General features: G+C 39.0%; 16 protein-coding genes. 6 read left to right on the top strand and 10 right to left on the bottom strand.

Annotated elements, in window-relative coordinates; genetic code table 11:
* Positions 1 to 274: 274 nt before the first annotated feature.
* Both ACZSMY_RS16685 and ACZSMY_RS16680 read right to left on the bottom strand, forming a co-directional pair.
* On the bottom strand, positions 275 to 985 hold the full coding sequence (locus tag ACZSMY_RS16685) for a DUF6612 family protein (protein ID WP_465148005.1): 711 nt from the start codon (positions 983 to 985) through the stop codon (positions 275 to 277).
* Between the two features lie 166 nt (positions 986 to 1,151).
* Entirely contained in the window at positions 1,152 to 2,039 is an 888-nt protein-coding gene (locus ACZSMY_RS16680) for a TetR/AcrR family transcriptional regulator (RefSeq protein ID WP_193065466.1), read from the bottom strand.
* Between the two features lie 330 nt (positions 2,040 to 2,369).
* On the opposite strand from ACZSMY_RS16680, the gene ACZSMY_RS16675 reads away from it, so the two are divergent.
* The 3 genes from ACZSMY_RS16675 (at position 2,370) to manA (ending at position 6,061) form a co-directional block, all read left to right on the top strand.
* Positions 2,370 to 3,881, top strand: a complete 1,512-nt coding sequence (locus ACZSMY_RS16675) for a DHA2 family efflux MFS transporter permease subunit (RefSeq protein WP_332094492.1) — start codon at positions 2,370 to 2,372, stop codon at positions 3,879 to 3,881.
* A 131-nt stretch (positions 3,882 to 4,012) separates the two neighbouring features.
* Entirely contained in the window at positions 4,013 to 4,900 is an 888-nt protein-coding gene (locus tag ACZSMY_RS16670) for a protein phosphatase 2C domain-containing protein (RefSeq protein WP_341173258.1), read from the top strand.
* 204 nt (positions 4,901 to 5,104) lie between these two features.
* Positions 5,105 to 6,061, top strand: a complete 957-nt coding sequence (manA, locus tag ACZSMY_RS16665; protein ID WP_465148004.1) for a mannose-6-phosphate isomerase, class I — start codon at positions 5,105 to 5,107, stop codon at positions 6,059 to 6,061.
* A gap of 152 nt (positions 6,062 to 6,213) precedes the next feature.
* Here manA and ACZSMY_RS16660 read toward each other — a convergent pair whose 3' ends face one another.
* Complete coding sequence (locus tag ACZSMY_RS16660; RefSeq protein ID WP_256705057.1) at positions 6,214 to 6,810, bottom strand: TetR/AcrR family transcriptional regulator; 597 nt, start codon at positions 6,808 to 6,810, stop codon at positions 6,214 to 6,216.
* Between the two features lie 155 nt (positions 6,811 to 6,965).
* On the opposite strand from ACZSMY_RS16660, the gene ACZSMY_RS16655 reads away from it, so the two are divergent.
* Positions 6,966 to 7,562 (top strand): NAD(P)H-dependent oxidoreductase, encoded by a 597-nt coding sequence (locus ACZSMY_RS16655; RefSeq protein WP_256705056.1) that lies wholly within the window; start codon positions 6,966 to 6,968, stop codon positions 7,560 to 7,562.
* A 32-nt stretch (positions 7,563 to 7,594) separates the two neighbouring features.
* Entirely contained in the window at positions 7,595 to 8,170 is a 576-nt protein-coding gene (locus ACZSMY_RS16650) for a GNAT family N-acetyltransferase (RefSeq protein ID WP_341173256.1), read from the top strand.
* A 106-nt stretch (positions 8,171 to 8,276) separates the two neighbouring features.
* Here the strand turns inward: ACZSMY_RS16650 and ACZSMY_RS16645 are convergent, their stop codons facing one another.
* From ACZSMY_RS16645 to ACZSMY_RS16615, 7 genes are all read right to left on the bottom strand, one after another.
* Positions 8,277 to 9,323 (bottom strand): galactitol-1-phosphate 5-dehydrogenase, encoded by a 1,047-nt coding sequence (locus ACZSMY_RS16645; protein WP_256705054.1) that lies wholly within the window; start codon positions 9,321 to 9,323, stop codon positions 8,277 to 8,279.
* 14 nt (positions 9,324 to 9,337) lie between these two features.
* Complete coding sequence (locus ACZSMY_RS16640) at positions 9,338 to 9,490, bottom strand: hypothetical protein (protein ID WP_175296999.1); 153 nt, start codon at positions 9,488 to 9,490, stop codon at positions 9,338 to 9,340.
* Between the two features lie 35 nt (positions 9,491 to 9,525).
* The gene (locus tag ACZSMY_RS16635) at positions 9,526 to 10,560 is read right to left on the bottom strand and encodes a zinc-binding dehydrogenase (protein WP_341173255.1); all 1,035 of its coding nucleotides are present in this window, start codon (positions 10,558 to 10,560) and stop codon (positions 9,526 to 9,528) included.
* Between the two features lie 174 nt (positions 10,561 to 10,734).
* A complete protein-coding gene (locus tag ACZSMY_RS16630; RefSeq protein ID WP_193065475.1) occupies positions 10,735 to 11,994 on the bottom strand; it encodes a PTS galactitol transporter subunit IIC in 1,260 nt (419 codons plus the stop codon).
* Positions 11,995 to 12,058: 64 nt separating this feature from the next.
* Positions 12,059 to 12,337, bottom strand: coding sequence for a PTS sugar transporter subunit IIB (locus ACZSMY_RS16625; protein WP_256705052.1), 279 nt, complete (start codon positions 12,335 to 12,337; stop codon positions 12,059 to 12,061).
* Positions 12,334 to 12,825, bottom strand: coding sequence for a PTS sugar transporter subunit IIA (locus ACZSMY_RS16620; protein WP_256705051.1), 492 nt, complete (start codon positions 12,823 to 12,825; stop codon positions 12,334 to 12,336). Before ACZSMY_RS16620 ends, ACZSMY_RS16625 begins: the two co-directional genes overlap by 4 nt.
* A gap of 21 nt (positions 12,826 to 12,846) precedes the next feature.
* Complete coding sequence (locus ACZSMY_RS16615; protein WP_256705050.1) at positions 12,847 to 14,910, bottom strand: BglG family transcription antiterminator; 2,064 nt, start codon at positions 14,908 to 14,910, stop codon at positions 12,847 to 12,849.
* A gap of 561 nt (positions 14,911 to 15,471) precedes the next feature.
* On the opposite strand from ACZSMY_RS16615, the gene ACZSMY_RS16610 reads away from it, so the two are divergent.
* Positions 15,472 to 15,999: LysM peptidoglycan-binding domain-containing protein (locus ACZSMY_RS16610; protein WP_465148003.1), on the top strand; the 528-nt coding region annotated here is incomplete at its 3' end.

Here is a 15,999-nt window from a genome sequence, read left to right as displayed (position 1 = left end):
TAAAAATAGTTTACCATATTCAAAATAATAAATAAACATAAAATGTTTTTATTTTTCAAAAATTAATAATTATTATTTTTTAAAAATGAATTTTATAATTATTTCTATGCAATCAGAAAAATTACTGGACCTGTCTAATTTGTGTGCTTCTAAGAGGCCAATCTAGAATTTGCCTGCATAAAAAGAACCCCTCATAAAGCTTTAGCGCATTACGAAGAGGTTCTATTGCACATCTATTTCAACGAAACCTGATACCGGTATCAACTGCATCTGGTTAAGATGCTTCTTCAATCGCTTCATCAGGTATTTCAATGTCATCAACATTATTTACATCATCATAGTTTACAAGAATATTTATATCTACATTGCCGGTTTCATTTTCAACGGAGAGGTTGTATTCTAAATTCTCAATATAGAAATCCTTCTTGTTTACTTCAAAGGTGTAATCTAAAGTCATGTCCTCATCAGCAATATCCGAACCGCCTAACAGAATATTGAATGGGCCTTCAAATGCTTCATAAATATCCCGTTCAAAGCCATCATAATGAAAGGTGTAGGTTCCGCCTTCCGAATCAAATTCAGCATAATCAATGACAGCTTCCAGGACAGAAACAACCTCTCTGTAGGATGGGCTGAATAAAGGTTCATTTTCTTCCGCTTCTCTCATTACCCAAGGATTATCTGCTTCCTGTGTATAAATTTCCTCGCCGGCACGATACGTTTCGATGGAGGTTTCTTCTCCATCCGCTTCCGCTGTAGAAATCTGATGCAGTGCTGCAGGGTCCTCTGTCACTTGAACTTCTATGTTATAGCTTGTCGTTCTGGTAAGGTCAGATGTATCAATTGTAAAGTCAGCTGCGTATTGATTCACATCACGATGGGAACTTAGTACATTTTCAACAACCTCATCTTCACTTGCTTCCTGAGAACAAGCAATCAAAAAGAATAGCAGGGAAATAGCAAGCAAAGTGTATATCTTTTTCACGTTTTCACCACCTTTCTTAAATATGGGTAAATTATCTCAAACTCTAACTTATAGTCTATACCATTCACAAAGGTTTTGTAAATTAGCTGCAACATCAAAATGTATGCGATTTTTTCTTTATTTTGGGAAAATAAACCTTTTCTAACTCTGGAAAGGAAAACAATTGTTAGCTATTTTCCCTTTTCTCCTCCATGAATTGCGTAAACAGTATTTGAATATATTTTCCCTTATCCTCTAATTCGGTATGCAATAAGGCGTTCTGATAGGAATTCATGACGCTTTCCATCAAAAATAAATTGGGATTCTCTAATTTGAGCTGTTCTAGTAAAAAGTGATGATAATATGTCAGTTTATCATTTTTCAGCTTGTCTACTCTGCAGTTTAACGCTGTTAATATTTGCTGTAATTCCACTTTGCTGTCTTGCTCTCCAGCATCCTTTATCTGATGGTAGGGGAGAAAATAGTCAGCCTGTAAAAAGGGGGGATGTAAGTTTGCTCGTTCAATCTGCCCGAGAGCAAAATAAATTGTTTCTTCTATCGGAATTTCTGTTTTGTTGATATCCATTAATATTTTAGAGGTTAAATGGATGGTGCCGAAGCAGGTAACCGCATCGTCATAGGCGTGTTTTTGTTTCTTAGCACCGAACACGTCACAAATCCGTTCAGCCATCCACGTGACTTCCTCCAGGTATTGCTGGTTTAGGAATTCTTTTAATTCTTGATGTGCTGTATCTGAACTGGCCAAAGAAGCGAACAAGGCCATCAGGTTATGTTTTTTATCAATATGAAAACGGGCAGCAATCTGTTTAACAAAAACCTCTTTGTCTGAGGAGGATTTTCCAAGAGCAAGCTGATGGCGGTCGTGGATAACTTCCTCCTTGATAAATGACAAAATGGCCATTAAGCATTCCGTTTTGGAAGAAAAATAATTATAGAATGTTCCTTTTGATACATTGGCTGCTTCTAAAATATCCTGGATTGGAGTCGCAGAAAACCCTTTCTTAATAAAAAGCGTTTGTGCAGCTTCAATAATTTGTTTCTTTTTCTTGTTCATGTAACCGTCCCTTTATATAAAATTTTGCGAAAATAGAATAGGTGTACAATATTTATGATAGTCTACATCCCTTGATATATCAACATTTTAAAATCATTGAAAGATTTATGTTGCATTTATTGGACAACAGGTATAAAATAGTTAAGTCTTAAGTGAGAGGCTGCTTTGAAACAACAAATAAATGTTTTTTAACCCTCTTCTTAATGCCGTTATTTGTATGTCAGAAAAGCACTACGCAGCATAGAAACGTATTTCAGTGCAACAAAAATTTTAACATAACAGACAGAAGGAAACATGATTTTTCCTATGGAGAGAAAGTGAGGGTATATAATGACAGACATAAAAGAAATGCATAAACAACCGCCTTACGGGATGATTGCTATTTTATTTATCGGGGCGTTTGTAGCTATTTTAAATGAAACATTATTAAACGTAGCACTGCCTTCAATAATGACAGAATTTGAAGTAAGTCCGACTACGGTTCAATGGCTGACGAATGGATATATGCTTGTGAACGGAATTCTTATTCCGGCAAGTGCGTTTTTGATTCAGCGTTTTACAAATAGAAAGTTATTTTTAACCGCAATGACATTGTTTACATTAGGTACATTAATAGCGGCTATTTCACCGACCTTTTCCATTCTTTTACTGGCAAGGTTGATTCAAGCAGCAGGATCAGCAGTAATGATGCCATTGCTTATGAATGTCATGCTGACTGCTTTTCCAATTGAAAAGCGCGGTACGGCAATGGGAACTTTCGGTCTGGTAATGATTGTGGCGCCGGCGATTGGGCCAACATTATCTGGATGGATTGTGGAGCACTTTGATTGGAGAACGCTATTTTATGTGGTCTTCCCAATTGCTGTGATTTCCTTATTAATCGGCGTATTCAAGCTGAAAAATATTACGCCCCAGCGTGGTATCAAGCTGGATGTTCTATCAATTATTTTGTCCAGCTTAGGATTTGGCGGTTTATTGTATGGATTTAGTTCAGCAGGAGATTCAGAGATGGGATGGAGTCATCCGGCTGTCTATATGACATTGATTGTCGGTGTAATTAGTATTGTCGCGCTGATTCTTCGTCAATTACGTATGGAAGATCCAATGCTTGAGTTCCGTATTTTCCGTTACCCGATGTTTGCCTTATCTTCAGCCATTTCTGTTGTATTGGCAATGGCATTATTTTCAGGAATGATTTTAATTCCGTTATATGTGCAGACTGTCCGCGGATTTACACCATTTGAAGCAGGGCTGCTCATGCTTCCTGGCGCGCTTGTGATGGGGATTATGTCGCCGATTACCGGACGTTTATTCGATAAATTCGGTGCCCGTACATTAACGCTTGTCGGGCTTACGATTACAGGTGTGACAACGTACTTCTTTACACAGTTGGATTTAGAGATTACGATCACATCGCTTATGGTCATTTTTGCGCTTCGTTCCTTTGGAATGTCGATGGTAATGATGCCTGTTATGACAAATGGGCTAAACCAATTGCCGATGCATCAAAACCCGCACGGCACGGCGATGAACAATACGCTGCAGCAGGTATCTGGAGCTATCGGATCGGCCTTGCTGATTACGGTGATGAACAGCCGGACGAACAGTGAGGCAGAATCGCTTGCTGAGGAAGCAATGAAAAATATAGATCCGTCACAAATGCCGACTGGTGCAGCAGCAGAGCAGATGCAGACAGAAATAATGAATGAGGCAATGCTTCACGGCATTAACTTCTCGTTCTTTATCTCCTTGTTGATTATCGGTTTAGCATTTATTCTGGCGCTGTTTATCCGGAGAGTAGGCACGGACGGGAAAATCATTACAAAATCAAGAGCAAAATAAGAAAGCAGAAAACTATCATCTGATGGACGGGTGATAGTTTTTTATGCATGGAGACGTTTTTCGCATGTTAAACTAAGGAAAGGGTTATTCATTTGATTTAAAATCTGATCAACAAAGAAAGCAGGAATAGAATGATTCACATATCAAAAGTACATAAGCAAGGCAGTGCTCCGACAAATGAAGATGCCTATGTAGAAAATTTGGGAAGAAAGCTGTTTGCAGTGATTGACGGGGCAACTGGAGTAGGAGGCTTGCCAGGGAAAATAGCAGCAGAAACCATGCAGCATCGCTTAGATAACACGAATACTGGTGCTTCGTTCATCGACTTGATTCATCAAGGAAATAGAGATTTAGCGGAGAGGACAAAACAGGAGCTGGGTCAGGAAATCAATGCCATTTCAAAAGAAAAACGCAGCACCTGCGGGATTGCAGCAATACAAATACATGAAACGTATATGGAGTATGCACAGTCCGGGGATTGCATGATTTTTGTAAAGTATCAGGATGGCGGAATACAGGCGCTTTCCTATGATCATGTTATGCGACTGGATGAAAAGGTAATCTCTGATTTATATGAAGCTATTTCCGAGAGAATCGGCGCAGATGTCAGTGGAGAAGCTTTTCAAAAGGTCTATCAAGAGGAGAAAGAACAGATTATTCCTGCATTGGCAGCGAATCGAAGGAAGTTAAATACAGTTCAGGGTTACAGCATTATGGATGGTACAGCGGAAGCGATGGATTTTTTAAGTTATGGAAGAATTCCGCTTCAACAGGTGGAAAAGGTTCTGCTGCTTACAGATGGGATGCAGCTCTATGGAGTGGATGGCGATGTTTGGAGAGATACGGCAATGTATGCGATGGAGTATGGCATTGAACGGTTGTTGAAATATGTTGTACAGCAAGAAGAAAGCGATATCTATCTGCAAAGGTATCCGCGGTTTAAGTATGCTGATGACAAAACGGCAATACTGTTGGAATGCAGCGATGAAGAGAGAGGTTTCATCGAAAAATCGAAATAACCTGGCAGCAGTTCATTTCCCCGGAAAGTGATATCGCTACAATATGCAACAAGAGAAGTGCAAAGCGAAGGAATAGGGAAACTGCTTGAGGAAGTTCAATAAAAGAAGCTATACTAAAGGAAGCAGGCTTCATTTAAAAGAATAGAGCAACAGGTAACAATAAGAAATTTTAGGGGAAGCAAGATTTTTCTGAGGAGGATCTGTATGTATAATGAACCACTTTTTTTAGAACCGGTTTTGCAGGAAAGAATTTGGGGAGGAACGAAGCTTCAAACAGAATTCGGTTATTCGACGCCTTATGAACGTACGGGCGAAGCGTGGGTTATTTCCGCTCATCCGAACGGACCATGCCAAATCAAAAATGGACCGCTCGAGGGCAGGACACTTCAAGATGCGTGGGAAAACCATAAGGAATTATTTAATAGAGCAGAGGTTGCAGGAGAGACGTACCCGATTTTAGTTAAAATCCTGGATGCGAATGAAAATCTTTCTGTTCAAGTTCATCCGGATGATATCTATGCCCAGAAACAAGAGGGCGTTCCTTATGGAAAAACAGAATGCTGGTACGTACTGGATGCGGAAGAAGGAGCAGAATTAATCTTGGGCCATCATGCCGACAGCCGGGAAGAGCTGAAGCAAGCAATGGAAAACGGTGAATGGGATACGCTGTTGAAAAGCGTACCTGTAACTGCAGGAGATTTTGTCTATGTGCCAAGCGGAACCATTCATGCCATTGGTGCAGGAATTGTCATTTTAGAAACACAGCAAAGCTCGGATATTACGTATCGTGTCTATGACTATGACCGCACGGATACCAGCGGGGAGCCAAGGGAATTACATCTCGAACAGGCTGCTGAAGTAACCAATGTACCTCATGAAGATCCGAGTGTGGGAACACTTCAGGAAGCAATAGAGGATTTGACAGTCCAAAAACTTGTTGAGGAAGCTTATTTTACGGTCTATCATTGGGATTTACAAGGAGACGCCATGATGGAAAGAGATAAAGATTTTCTGCAGGTGAGTGTGATCAAAGGGGAAGCTTCGATTTCGATAGATGATACATCCTTTGCTATTGAAAAAGGAGATCATTTTGTTATTCCTCATACGGTAAAAGCATTTTCTTTAAAAGGAAATGCGGAGATGGTTGTGTCTCATACGTAGCAGGTGAAGGGCATTGAAAAACAACCTGTGTTTATTGAGCAGTCTGAAGTGAATGAAGGGGAAACAAACATTTCCTGGTAATTAATAAATGAAGAAAAGAAATGGAGCTGTACACTCCTGTATCTGTATGCAGCTCCATTTCTTTTACATTCTTATGTATGCGAAGTAGATTTTATCTTTGTGACTGTTCTGGCAATATCGTCCGCATCACAAATAATGCGCGAGATCGTTTCTGATATTTCTTTCGGACTTTGATGCATTCCAGTTTTTATCCATTCATTTAATACTTCTATCGTACCGGAAACTTGAAAGGAAACATTATACTTTTCGAAATCAGCATTTTGAAGGACGCCATGCCGCTTTCTGTCTTCCAGTTCTTTTTCTGTAATTTTTTCTTTTACTTTTGACAGCAGCAGGCTGCTTCTTTGCTCATTCATAAATAGTTTAAAAATCTTCTGGTTTTGAAGAATAGCTTCTGCTACTTTTTCCATAAATTCTGTTAGCGTAATAGACTGACTGCCGCCGTATAGTTCATCAATCCACTGCAAAAGCTGATGTAATAATTCATTTTCTAACTGGTTGTAAAGGTCGAATATATCTTGGTAATGTAAATAAAAGGTTCCCCGTCCTATATCCGCTAAATTGGAAACTTCTGAAACGGTTATTTTCGTTAATTCTTTTTCTTCCAGGAGCGTTAAAAAGGTATTTTTAATTGCTTTTTGTGTTTTTTTCGTACGTCGGTCTGCCATCTTTTTCATCCTTTCTAAACACTATTTGAGAAACTGTTTATTTATTTACAGATGAACAGAAATTGAATATTGTTCCTTTATTAATGCGATTATATAATACATGTATACATTAATAAACAGATGTTCATAAAAGTATGTAAGAAGAGGCGGATAACATGGTTCAAAATAAACGTTCTACAGCAAAAAATATTGTAATTATTTATGCATATCCAAATGATAACGGATTTAATTCCGCTATTTTTTCAACCGTAGAAAAGAATATTTCATCAAAGCATCATGTGAAGGTTATTGATTTATATAAAGATAAGTATAATCCGGTTTTATACTTTGATGATACACATAAAAGAAGAAATTTACAGTTCGATGAAGAAGTAAAAGGATATGGAGAAATAGTGTCATGGGCCACGCATCTTATTTTCATTTTTCCAATCTGGTGGGGCGGAATGCCAGCTATTTTAAAGGGATTTATCGACCGTGTTTTTGCAAAAGGATTTGCATATGAATATAAAGGTATTGTACCAATCGGTCTGTTGAAAAATAAAACAGCATGGATTATTACGACGCACGATACACCGGCAATTTATGCGAATCTCGTACAGCAAGATTATGGAAAAGTGTTAAAGAAGCAAGTGCTTAAAATGTGCGGCATTACACCAACAACAGTACATACCATGTCTTTTTTAAGATATACAAAAGAAAAGAGCAGAAAAAGGTTTTTACAGCGAATGACAAAAGAAGCGCAAAAAATCTAAGTAATGCTTGAAATAGAAACTGGAGGATTATCATGCAATCGACGAAATACTATTTAGAAAAAATGAATGTAACGAATATCAATATAAAGGTTCTTTATAATTATTTAGAACAGGAATTTGGCCGGGGGGAGTTATTTCCCCGTTTTGTGATACGGCATAATTTCAAAAAGAGCATTTGGGAAGCTGTCTATCTTACGGATGGGCAGGAAAAATATGGCTATGCTATTTATCAGAAGGCGCCTGGGTTTAAAGGTGTTTTTATTGCATATCTGGCTATTCTTCCAAAATATCAATCAAAAGGCCTTGGCAGTGAACTCATTCGTCAGTTAAATGCGTTGTTTCCTGATGGTATTTTACTGGAGGTGGAGGATCCGGACGCTGCGAAGGATGAGAAGGACCAGGCAACGAGGCTTCGGCGAATCCGCTTTTATGAAAGAAATGGGCTGGTTGTGAATCCGGATATGAAGGTAAATACGTTTTTTGTCCCATTTCGAATGATGGATAATTTAGGTGGGACAGAGGCTTATGATATTTCTTTTTATCAAAAGCTGTATAATCGTATTTTGAGATTGCCGTTAGGGAGTATATTTATTAAGGAGAATCGGTAATATGCCATCATGCAGGTAAATGAAAGAAAGAACTGTGTACAGCTTGATTAGCAGCAAAAAAGAAGTCGGAGCTCTGTTTCCGGCTTCTTTTTTTAAATTTCACAGTCTAAGGATGAAAAAGAACTTTCGCAGCGTCTATTTCTTTATGAATAAGCTGTTGGAAAATCTCAGGACCTTTCTCCAGCGGAAGATGATGAGAAATCATCGGCTTTACATCTAGCTGTCCTGTTTTCATATAATAGAGTCCCGTAGTCCATTCCTTCCCTGGAAAAGGTGCAGATAATGCATTCCAGGCACCTAAAATCTGCAATTCATTTCGGACGATCTTTTCAAAATAATAGCGGTGGAGGGTAATATCGCCATAGGGAATACCTAAGTATAAAACCTCTCCACCTTTTTTAGGGAGTGCTAGCACCTGCTCGCTTGTCAGGGGAGAACCTGCTGATTCTACGGCCAGGTCAACACCAGAGGAAGCGGTATGTTTTTTTATAACCGTTTCTGTATCTTCTTTCAGCGGGTTAATCAGAATATCAGCGCCCAGCTGTTTAGCGATTTTTAGTTTGTTTTCATCCATATCAATGGCGAAAATGGTTGCCGATCCAAAAATTTTTGCCCACTGCACGGAAAGAAGCCCAATACTGCCAACGCCCATGATTGCTACTGCTGCACCTGGCTGGATAGAGGTACGGTAAAAACCGTGCAGCACGACAGAAGATGGTTCCAGCAGGGAGGCAGTGTCAAAATCAATTTCATCCGGGAGCGGCAGCGCGTGAGATGCAGGCAAGACCACGTATTCGGCATAAGCTCCCGGCTGTTTTGCGCCAATAACCGTCAGGTCTGTACAGCGGGTTGGAAATCCTTGTCTGCAGTAGATGCAATTCCCGCAGGCAAAGGTCGGGCAAGCAGCTATGCGGTCGCCTTCTTTCCATTGTGTTACCGCACTGCCCATAGCAGCTACCACTCCTGAAAATTCATGGCCAAAAGTGGTTCCTGGAACATAAGGACCAAGCTTTTTGTAGCGGGATAAATCTGAACCGCATATGCCGGCGGATTGTACCTGAATAAGAATGTCCTCTTCACGAATAATTTGAGGAATAGGTGTATCTTCTTCATAACGTAAATCCTCTGTATCGTATAAATTTAGAGCTTTCAAGTCAGAACTCCTCTCTAATGCGATTGATTTGATTTCTTACTTCTTTTTACTAAGAAATAGGCAGCAATACCAACGACAATGGAATTGAAGATAACCTGGTATTCAAAATAAAATTGACTGATGCCGCGCATTGGACCGAGCATAAAATCTAAAAACATATCAACCATATTAAAACCTCATTTCGATTTATATTTCAGACACTTTAATCATCCAGAGGGGTGAGCATGACTTTTATGGCTTTCCCGCTTTTTATTGCCTGGTAAGCTTCATCCCACTGATTGATAGAATATTCATGTGTTACGAGGCTTTTTGCATCTACTTTGCCTTCTTTCATTAATTGGATGGAGGGTTCCCAGTCAGCAGGCTTTTGACTTCTGCTTCCGACTACCTTTATTTCCTTTTGAATGACTTTTTCCATATCAAGGGAAACCTGAGCTTCCGGGAAAATACCAATTTGCGCATAGTGTCCTTTTTTTCTTAATAAATCAAGACCTTGATTGGCAGCGTGAATCGATCCGGAGCACTCTAAAAGCACATCTGCACCGTACCCATCTGTCAGTTCATTTACTTTGTTTTTCAGGTTTTCTTTTTGAAGGTTAATGACATAATCGATGCCAATTTCGTTTGCTTTATCCAGACGAATCTGATCATTTGTCAGGCCGGCAATTAAAACGGATGCACCATTGCTTTTGGCTACTTGAGCTGCGAGTAAGCCTATTGGACCCGGCCCGAGAACAATGACTAAATCACCCTCGTGAATTTCTGTTTTTTGGATAGCGTGATATGTGCACGCCAAAGGCTCTGTCATTGCAGCAGACTGGTCATCCACTTCTTTTGGCAGGTGGTGAAGGCTTTCTTCACGCGCGATAAGATACTTAGCAAAGCCGCCATTTATTTGGCTTCCCAATCCTTTACGGTGATTGCATAAATTGTAGTCTCCTGATTGGCAATACTTACATTCTCTGCAGATATAGAAGGTAGTTTCTGATGTCACGCGATCTCCTACTTTAAACTTGGTAACGCCATCTCCAATCTCTGCTATTTCTCCAGAAAATTCATGTCCTAAGGTAACTGGAGCCGCGACTTTATAATGTCCTTCGTAGGTATGGATATCGGATCCGCAGATACCTGCCCAAGCTACTTTGATTTTCACATGATGACTGGATACAACAGGTTCCTCTACATCTTGCATGTGTAAATTCCCATGTCCCAGTTCTGTTTTTACAAGAGCTTTCATGATCTATTCTCCTCGTATTATATATTTTCAAATCAACTATATAGAAAAGCAGAAAAAAGATGATAGAATCTCGTTTCATGAAAGAATGAAGATACCTGGATAATATTTCGTAATACTATTATTTTCTGCTAGTTCCATATCAAAAGTAACTACTGATACGAATCAATCTTTTCATTAATTAAATAAGTCAAAGAATCTCCAGATTACCCAGTTAACGATATTACCTCCCTGGTCAATGCTGGACACCTGTGCAGAACCTTCCGGAAGATTAATGTCTGCACTCATTGCCATATCCGTGAACAATGGAGCGATATCCGTTGCTACATAGAGAGAAACCGCTATCATGAACGAGCCGACGATAACAGAGTGAATAATATTTCCTTTAGAAGCTCCGACAACAAAAGCTATAACAAATGGAATGGTTGCCAAGTCTCCAAAAGGAAGCACGGCATTACCTGGTAAAATAACAGCAATCAAAACAGTGACTGGCGTTAAAATCAAAGCCGTAGCAATAACTGACGGATGTCCCAGAAGAACAGCAGCGTCCAGACCGATATTGATTTCACGGTCGCCGAAATGTTTATTGAGCCATGCACGTGCTGATTCGGATACAGGCATTAATCCTTCCATCAGGATTTTTACCATTCGCGGCATCAGTACCATAACGGCAGCCATCGAAATCCCGATATTGATAATTTCACCGACACCGTAGCCGGCTAAAGCGCCAATCGCAGCACCAAGAATCAAACCGATAACCATGGAATCCCCAAATACCCCAAAACGTTTTTGGATGGAGTCTGGATCGGCATGAAGTTTATTGAGACCAGGAATTTTTTGAATTCCTTTAACCACAAAAATAAAAGGCGCATACGAAATCGTACTTCCTGTCGCCACGGAGACGCCTGGCATTTCATAAAAATCACGTACCATCGGCTGCGTCCAGTCTGCTATTTTTAAACAGACAATTTGGAATAAAGTTGCCGCAATCAGTCCTTGCACGATACTGCCGGATACGGTATAAACAATCGCGCCCATAAAGGTATAATGCCAGAAGTTCCAAATATCAACGTTCATCGTTTTCGTTGTTTTTGTTAATAGCATGACGACGTTTACAACTAATCCTAAAGGAATAATAAAAGCAGCAATCGTCGATGCCCATGCAATAGATGAAGTAGCCGGCCAGCCAATATCAATGGTATTTAAGCTGACGCCGAGTCTGTCTACCATTCCTTGTGCTGCAGGGCCGAGGTTTAAGGTCAATAAGTCGATGACAAGGAAAATACCTACAAATGCAACACCAATCGTCAGCCCAGAACGAAAAGCTTTTCCAGGCTTTTGGCCGAATAAAAGTCCAAGTAAAAAGATGACAACGGGCAAAATGACAGTAGCTCCCAAGCCTAGAAATGCTTGTATAAAATCAACAAATCCTTGCATTAGTTTTCCCTCCTATGGGTTAGGATGCTGCTCTATCCCTTAACAAGAACAGAGCAGCAAGATATTATTTTAATAATTCTTCTAAAATCTGTTTCTTTGTATCTTCTACACCAATTCCTGTCAGGAACGTACGGGCGTTGATAACAGGGAAGGAATATTCCTTCTTTGTCATTGCAGTAGTAACCAATAGATCTGCTGTATCTTCATAGGTGCTTACTTCTGCAATCCGGATTTGTTTTAAATCTATTTTTACGCCATTTTCTTTTGCTAATTCTTCAATCGCATTATTCACTACAGTGGATGTAGCAATTCCTGCTCCGCAAGCTACAAGTACTTGTTTCATAGCTTCTCACCTCCTTTAAAGTTTGGCAGGTCCAGCTTGTCAGCCAGTTGTTTCTGCATTTCTGATGCATTATCTGTCTGAAGTAATTGATTGAGAAAGTTCTCCTCTTGAAAAATCTTCATTAAATCCTGCAGAAGCTTCAATTGTGAATGAGGCTCATCCATTGCCAGCATAAATACGATTTGAACAGGAGTGGTCTCCGATTCTTCTCCCATAATGACAAAATCTACTGGTTTTTTTAAGGTAGCTATACTGATGGTTTTATGATTAACATGAACAGCATCTGTATGCGGAATAGCCACAGATACTCCAGCTGTCGGTAATCCCGTTGCAAATTCTTTCTCTCTTTCTACAATTGCTGGAATAAAGCTGTCTTTGACATACTGATGTTTTGCTAAATTTTCTCCCATTTGCTGAAGAACTTCTGTATAATCAGCTGCCTCTAAATGCATTAAAATAACTTCTTTATCAAAACGTAATTCACTCATGAAATAACACTCCTGCCTTAACTATTGATCAATGATATAATCTTGAATCAACTTGTGAATATATTCTTTGGAACTCGCTTGCGTCAGTTTAGGTAACAGACTGGGCGAGGAAGCAATCTTCATCAGCTGCATCAGTGCATGAATATGCTGTTTTTTGTCTGCTGCAGCAATCATAATCATCAAGTGAATCTGATGATTTTCTTCCCCGTACGGCACGCCGTTACGAATTTTTAACAGGCTCATGCCAACTTTTTTGACACCTTCCTCCGGTGTAGCATGTGGAATAGCCACGTGTTCGCCAATCGCAATATACGAATCTTCTTTCGAATGCTGGATGGCTGCATCAATATAATGCGGCGTAATGTATCCATTTGTAAGCAATGGAGCTCCGCATAACCGAATGGCCTCATCAAAAGAAGCGACAGATTCTCTCAGCGTAATATGATCCACTGTCAGAAAATCATGTAAATCCTTTTCTTCTGCTGCAGCGTCTTGTTTTGTAACGGAAGCATTTTTATCCCTGTGGATAAAAGCATAGAGTTCCTTCCGCAGACTCTTTTTATCGGAAATATTTGCATACAGCTGAATTTTAGCCATCAAATCATCTACATTGATTTCATTCGGGATGTAATCATACACCTCTAGCATGACCTGTTTACGAATACGCTGTTTGTCTTCCGTACGCAGAATCGGTTTACAGATAAATAATTTTTTATCTGTTTCTAATGAAACAGGCGAGAAAACAATATCGTAATCCAGCTCGTAATGTAAAAACTCTCTGACAGACAGCCAATCCAGAAATACGAATTCAGGAAACAACTCACGAAGCTGCTGGAACATTAAACGGGAAACGGAAATTCCCCGCGGGCATACGACCAGTGCTTTTATTTTCTGAGCCATGCTTTCTCCCTGTTTATGCATCCAGCCGCTAATCAACATAACAATATAAGTGATTTCATTTTCGGGAATCTTGCTTTCTATCACTTCTTCAAGCGGTGTAATTGCTAAATGGACCAAATGGCGGATCTGTTCGAATTCTTCATTATCGTTATCTTCAAAAAGAATGGAATCTGTCAGCTGATATTTGATCCGATAATATGCTGGTGTTAAATGCTGCAGAAGCTTATCAATCAACTGTTTTCGATCGTGAAAATTGATGCAGGCATTCTTTTCAAAGAGCCGGACCATTTTATCAATGGCTGGTACCAGGTCAGGAATGTAATCCTCGGCCATCCATGAATTTCGGTGGACGCTTCCGGTTAACAAATTGAGCGTAATAAAGATGCGTTCAGGTGTCGGCAGATTTTTGTCATATAGTATTTCTTCCGTTGCTTGATACTCCTTTGTATTGGAGAGTTCATCATAGCGGATAAATAAAGGCTTAATCGAATATCCTTTTTGAATTCTTCTCAGGATTAAGACAAAAATAGCTGGAAGTGTCATCATAATTTCATCAGTGAACTGAATGGTAAGCTTTTGTTCAACCCGCTCTAAACGGCGCTCGAACTGTGCAAGCAGCTCATCCTCAAGCATCAGAACTTCCTGCAGTTTACTCTTGTTGTCATCATGCAGGATTAATTCATTTGCGAGTCCTATCATCATTTTACGGGCTTGAAATTCGTTTCCTGTAATCTGATATCCGTCTTTTCTTGTATGCTGGATTTCCAATTGGTAAGCATTCAACAGCTTCTGCGCATGCTTCATATCATTTAGAATAGTGTTCTTGCTGACGTCTAACAGGTTCGTTAACCCGTTTAATGAAATTGTTTCTGTTCGCCCTAATATAGCCATGGTAAGAAATTTTACCCGATCCTGCTCTGACATGATTCCATCCTGGAATTTGGAGTCTGCAACAGCGTCTTGCTTCACGGTTGCAGTTAAAATAGATTGATCAATAATAAATTGACCTTTCTTGGTTCGTTCAATTTCGGGTAAACGGCTATCTTTTAACCACGTATTTATTTTTTGAAAGGTGTAGCCCAGCTGTCGGCGAGAAAGATTATATTTATCTGCGAGCTCTGAGCTTGTAATACATGTGTCATTAATCAATGCGTTAAAAATAATCTCTTCTCTTTCTCCTAACACAATGCCGCCTCCTTTGATTAAAATCATAACAATTGCTAAATAATAAATGAATGCGTTTACATCACAAAATAGAGAATTATCTTTGTATTATATTGTGATAATCCATCTTGTCCTATCTTACTTAAAATTTTGAAATGCTAGAAGTAACAGGAAAACAAACTGATAATTTATTTTAACCGGAAAAGGAATTTATCATAGAGAACCATCCGTAAAAAAACCTGTAAAATGACGTTTGGTTTTGATAGAAAGAGGAAATATCACTCTTTTTGGAGGAGGTGGCATAACAAGAAATGTAAAAGGTAGGTGTATTGAATGCTTTGGAAAAAGACGGGGAGTAATTTGTGTGAATCAGCTGGAGAATGATTTAAATCAGATTGAAAGTAGAAAAATAGAATTAAGGTAAAAGAATGACGCAATAAAATGGCAAGGTTTAGGATGTTAACATTAAATTATTACTTATTTCGATATCGTTTGTAATAAACTATTAATATTTTTGTAACTTATTGTTTGGTAAAATGTGCTATTATTGAATTTGTCGAATATTTATAGGGGGACTACATAATGAAAAAATTAGTAGCTACAGTTGCTACGGGTGTCGTTTTAGGCGGCTCTTGTCTTTCAAATGTTTCAGCAGCGGAATATCAGGTTCAAAATGGCGATAACTTGTGGAATATAGCAAAAGAACATAGAACGACTGTTGACAAATTATTTGATTTAAATAATTTAAAGTCATCTCTTATTCATCCAAATCAAAAATTAATTCTTAACGAACAATACAAAGTAAAAAAGGGCGATACATTATCTAGTATCGGATATAAACTAGGTGTAACGGTTACTGATTTGAAAGAATGGAATAATCTTGAATCAGATCTTATTTTTATTGATCAAATGTTAACTATAAAGAAATCAAATGTTGAACAAAAAGGTGCACCAGTTGTACAAGTACCTGATAATAAATCAGCTAATGAAGATGAATTGAATGAAAATAATCAATCAAGTGAAAATATAGAAGCAGCGCAAGCAGAAGAAGAAGCGGAAGCTGAAGCAGCACAAGCGGAGGCAGAAGCAGAAGAAGCGGCGCAAGCAGAG

This window comes from Oceanobacillus sp. B139/18 (assembly GCF_055524595.1).
The sequence above is the reverse complement of the archived record's forward strand: the minus strand, read 5'-3'. Positions and strand labels throughout refer to the sequence as shown.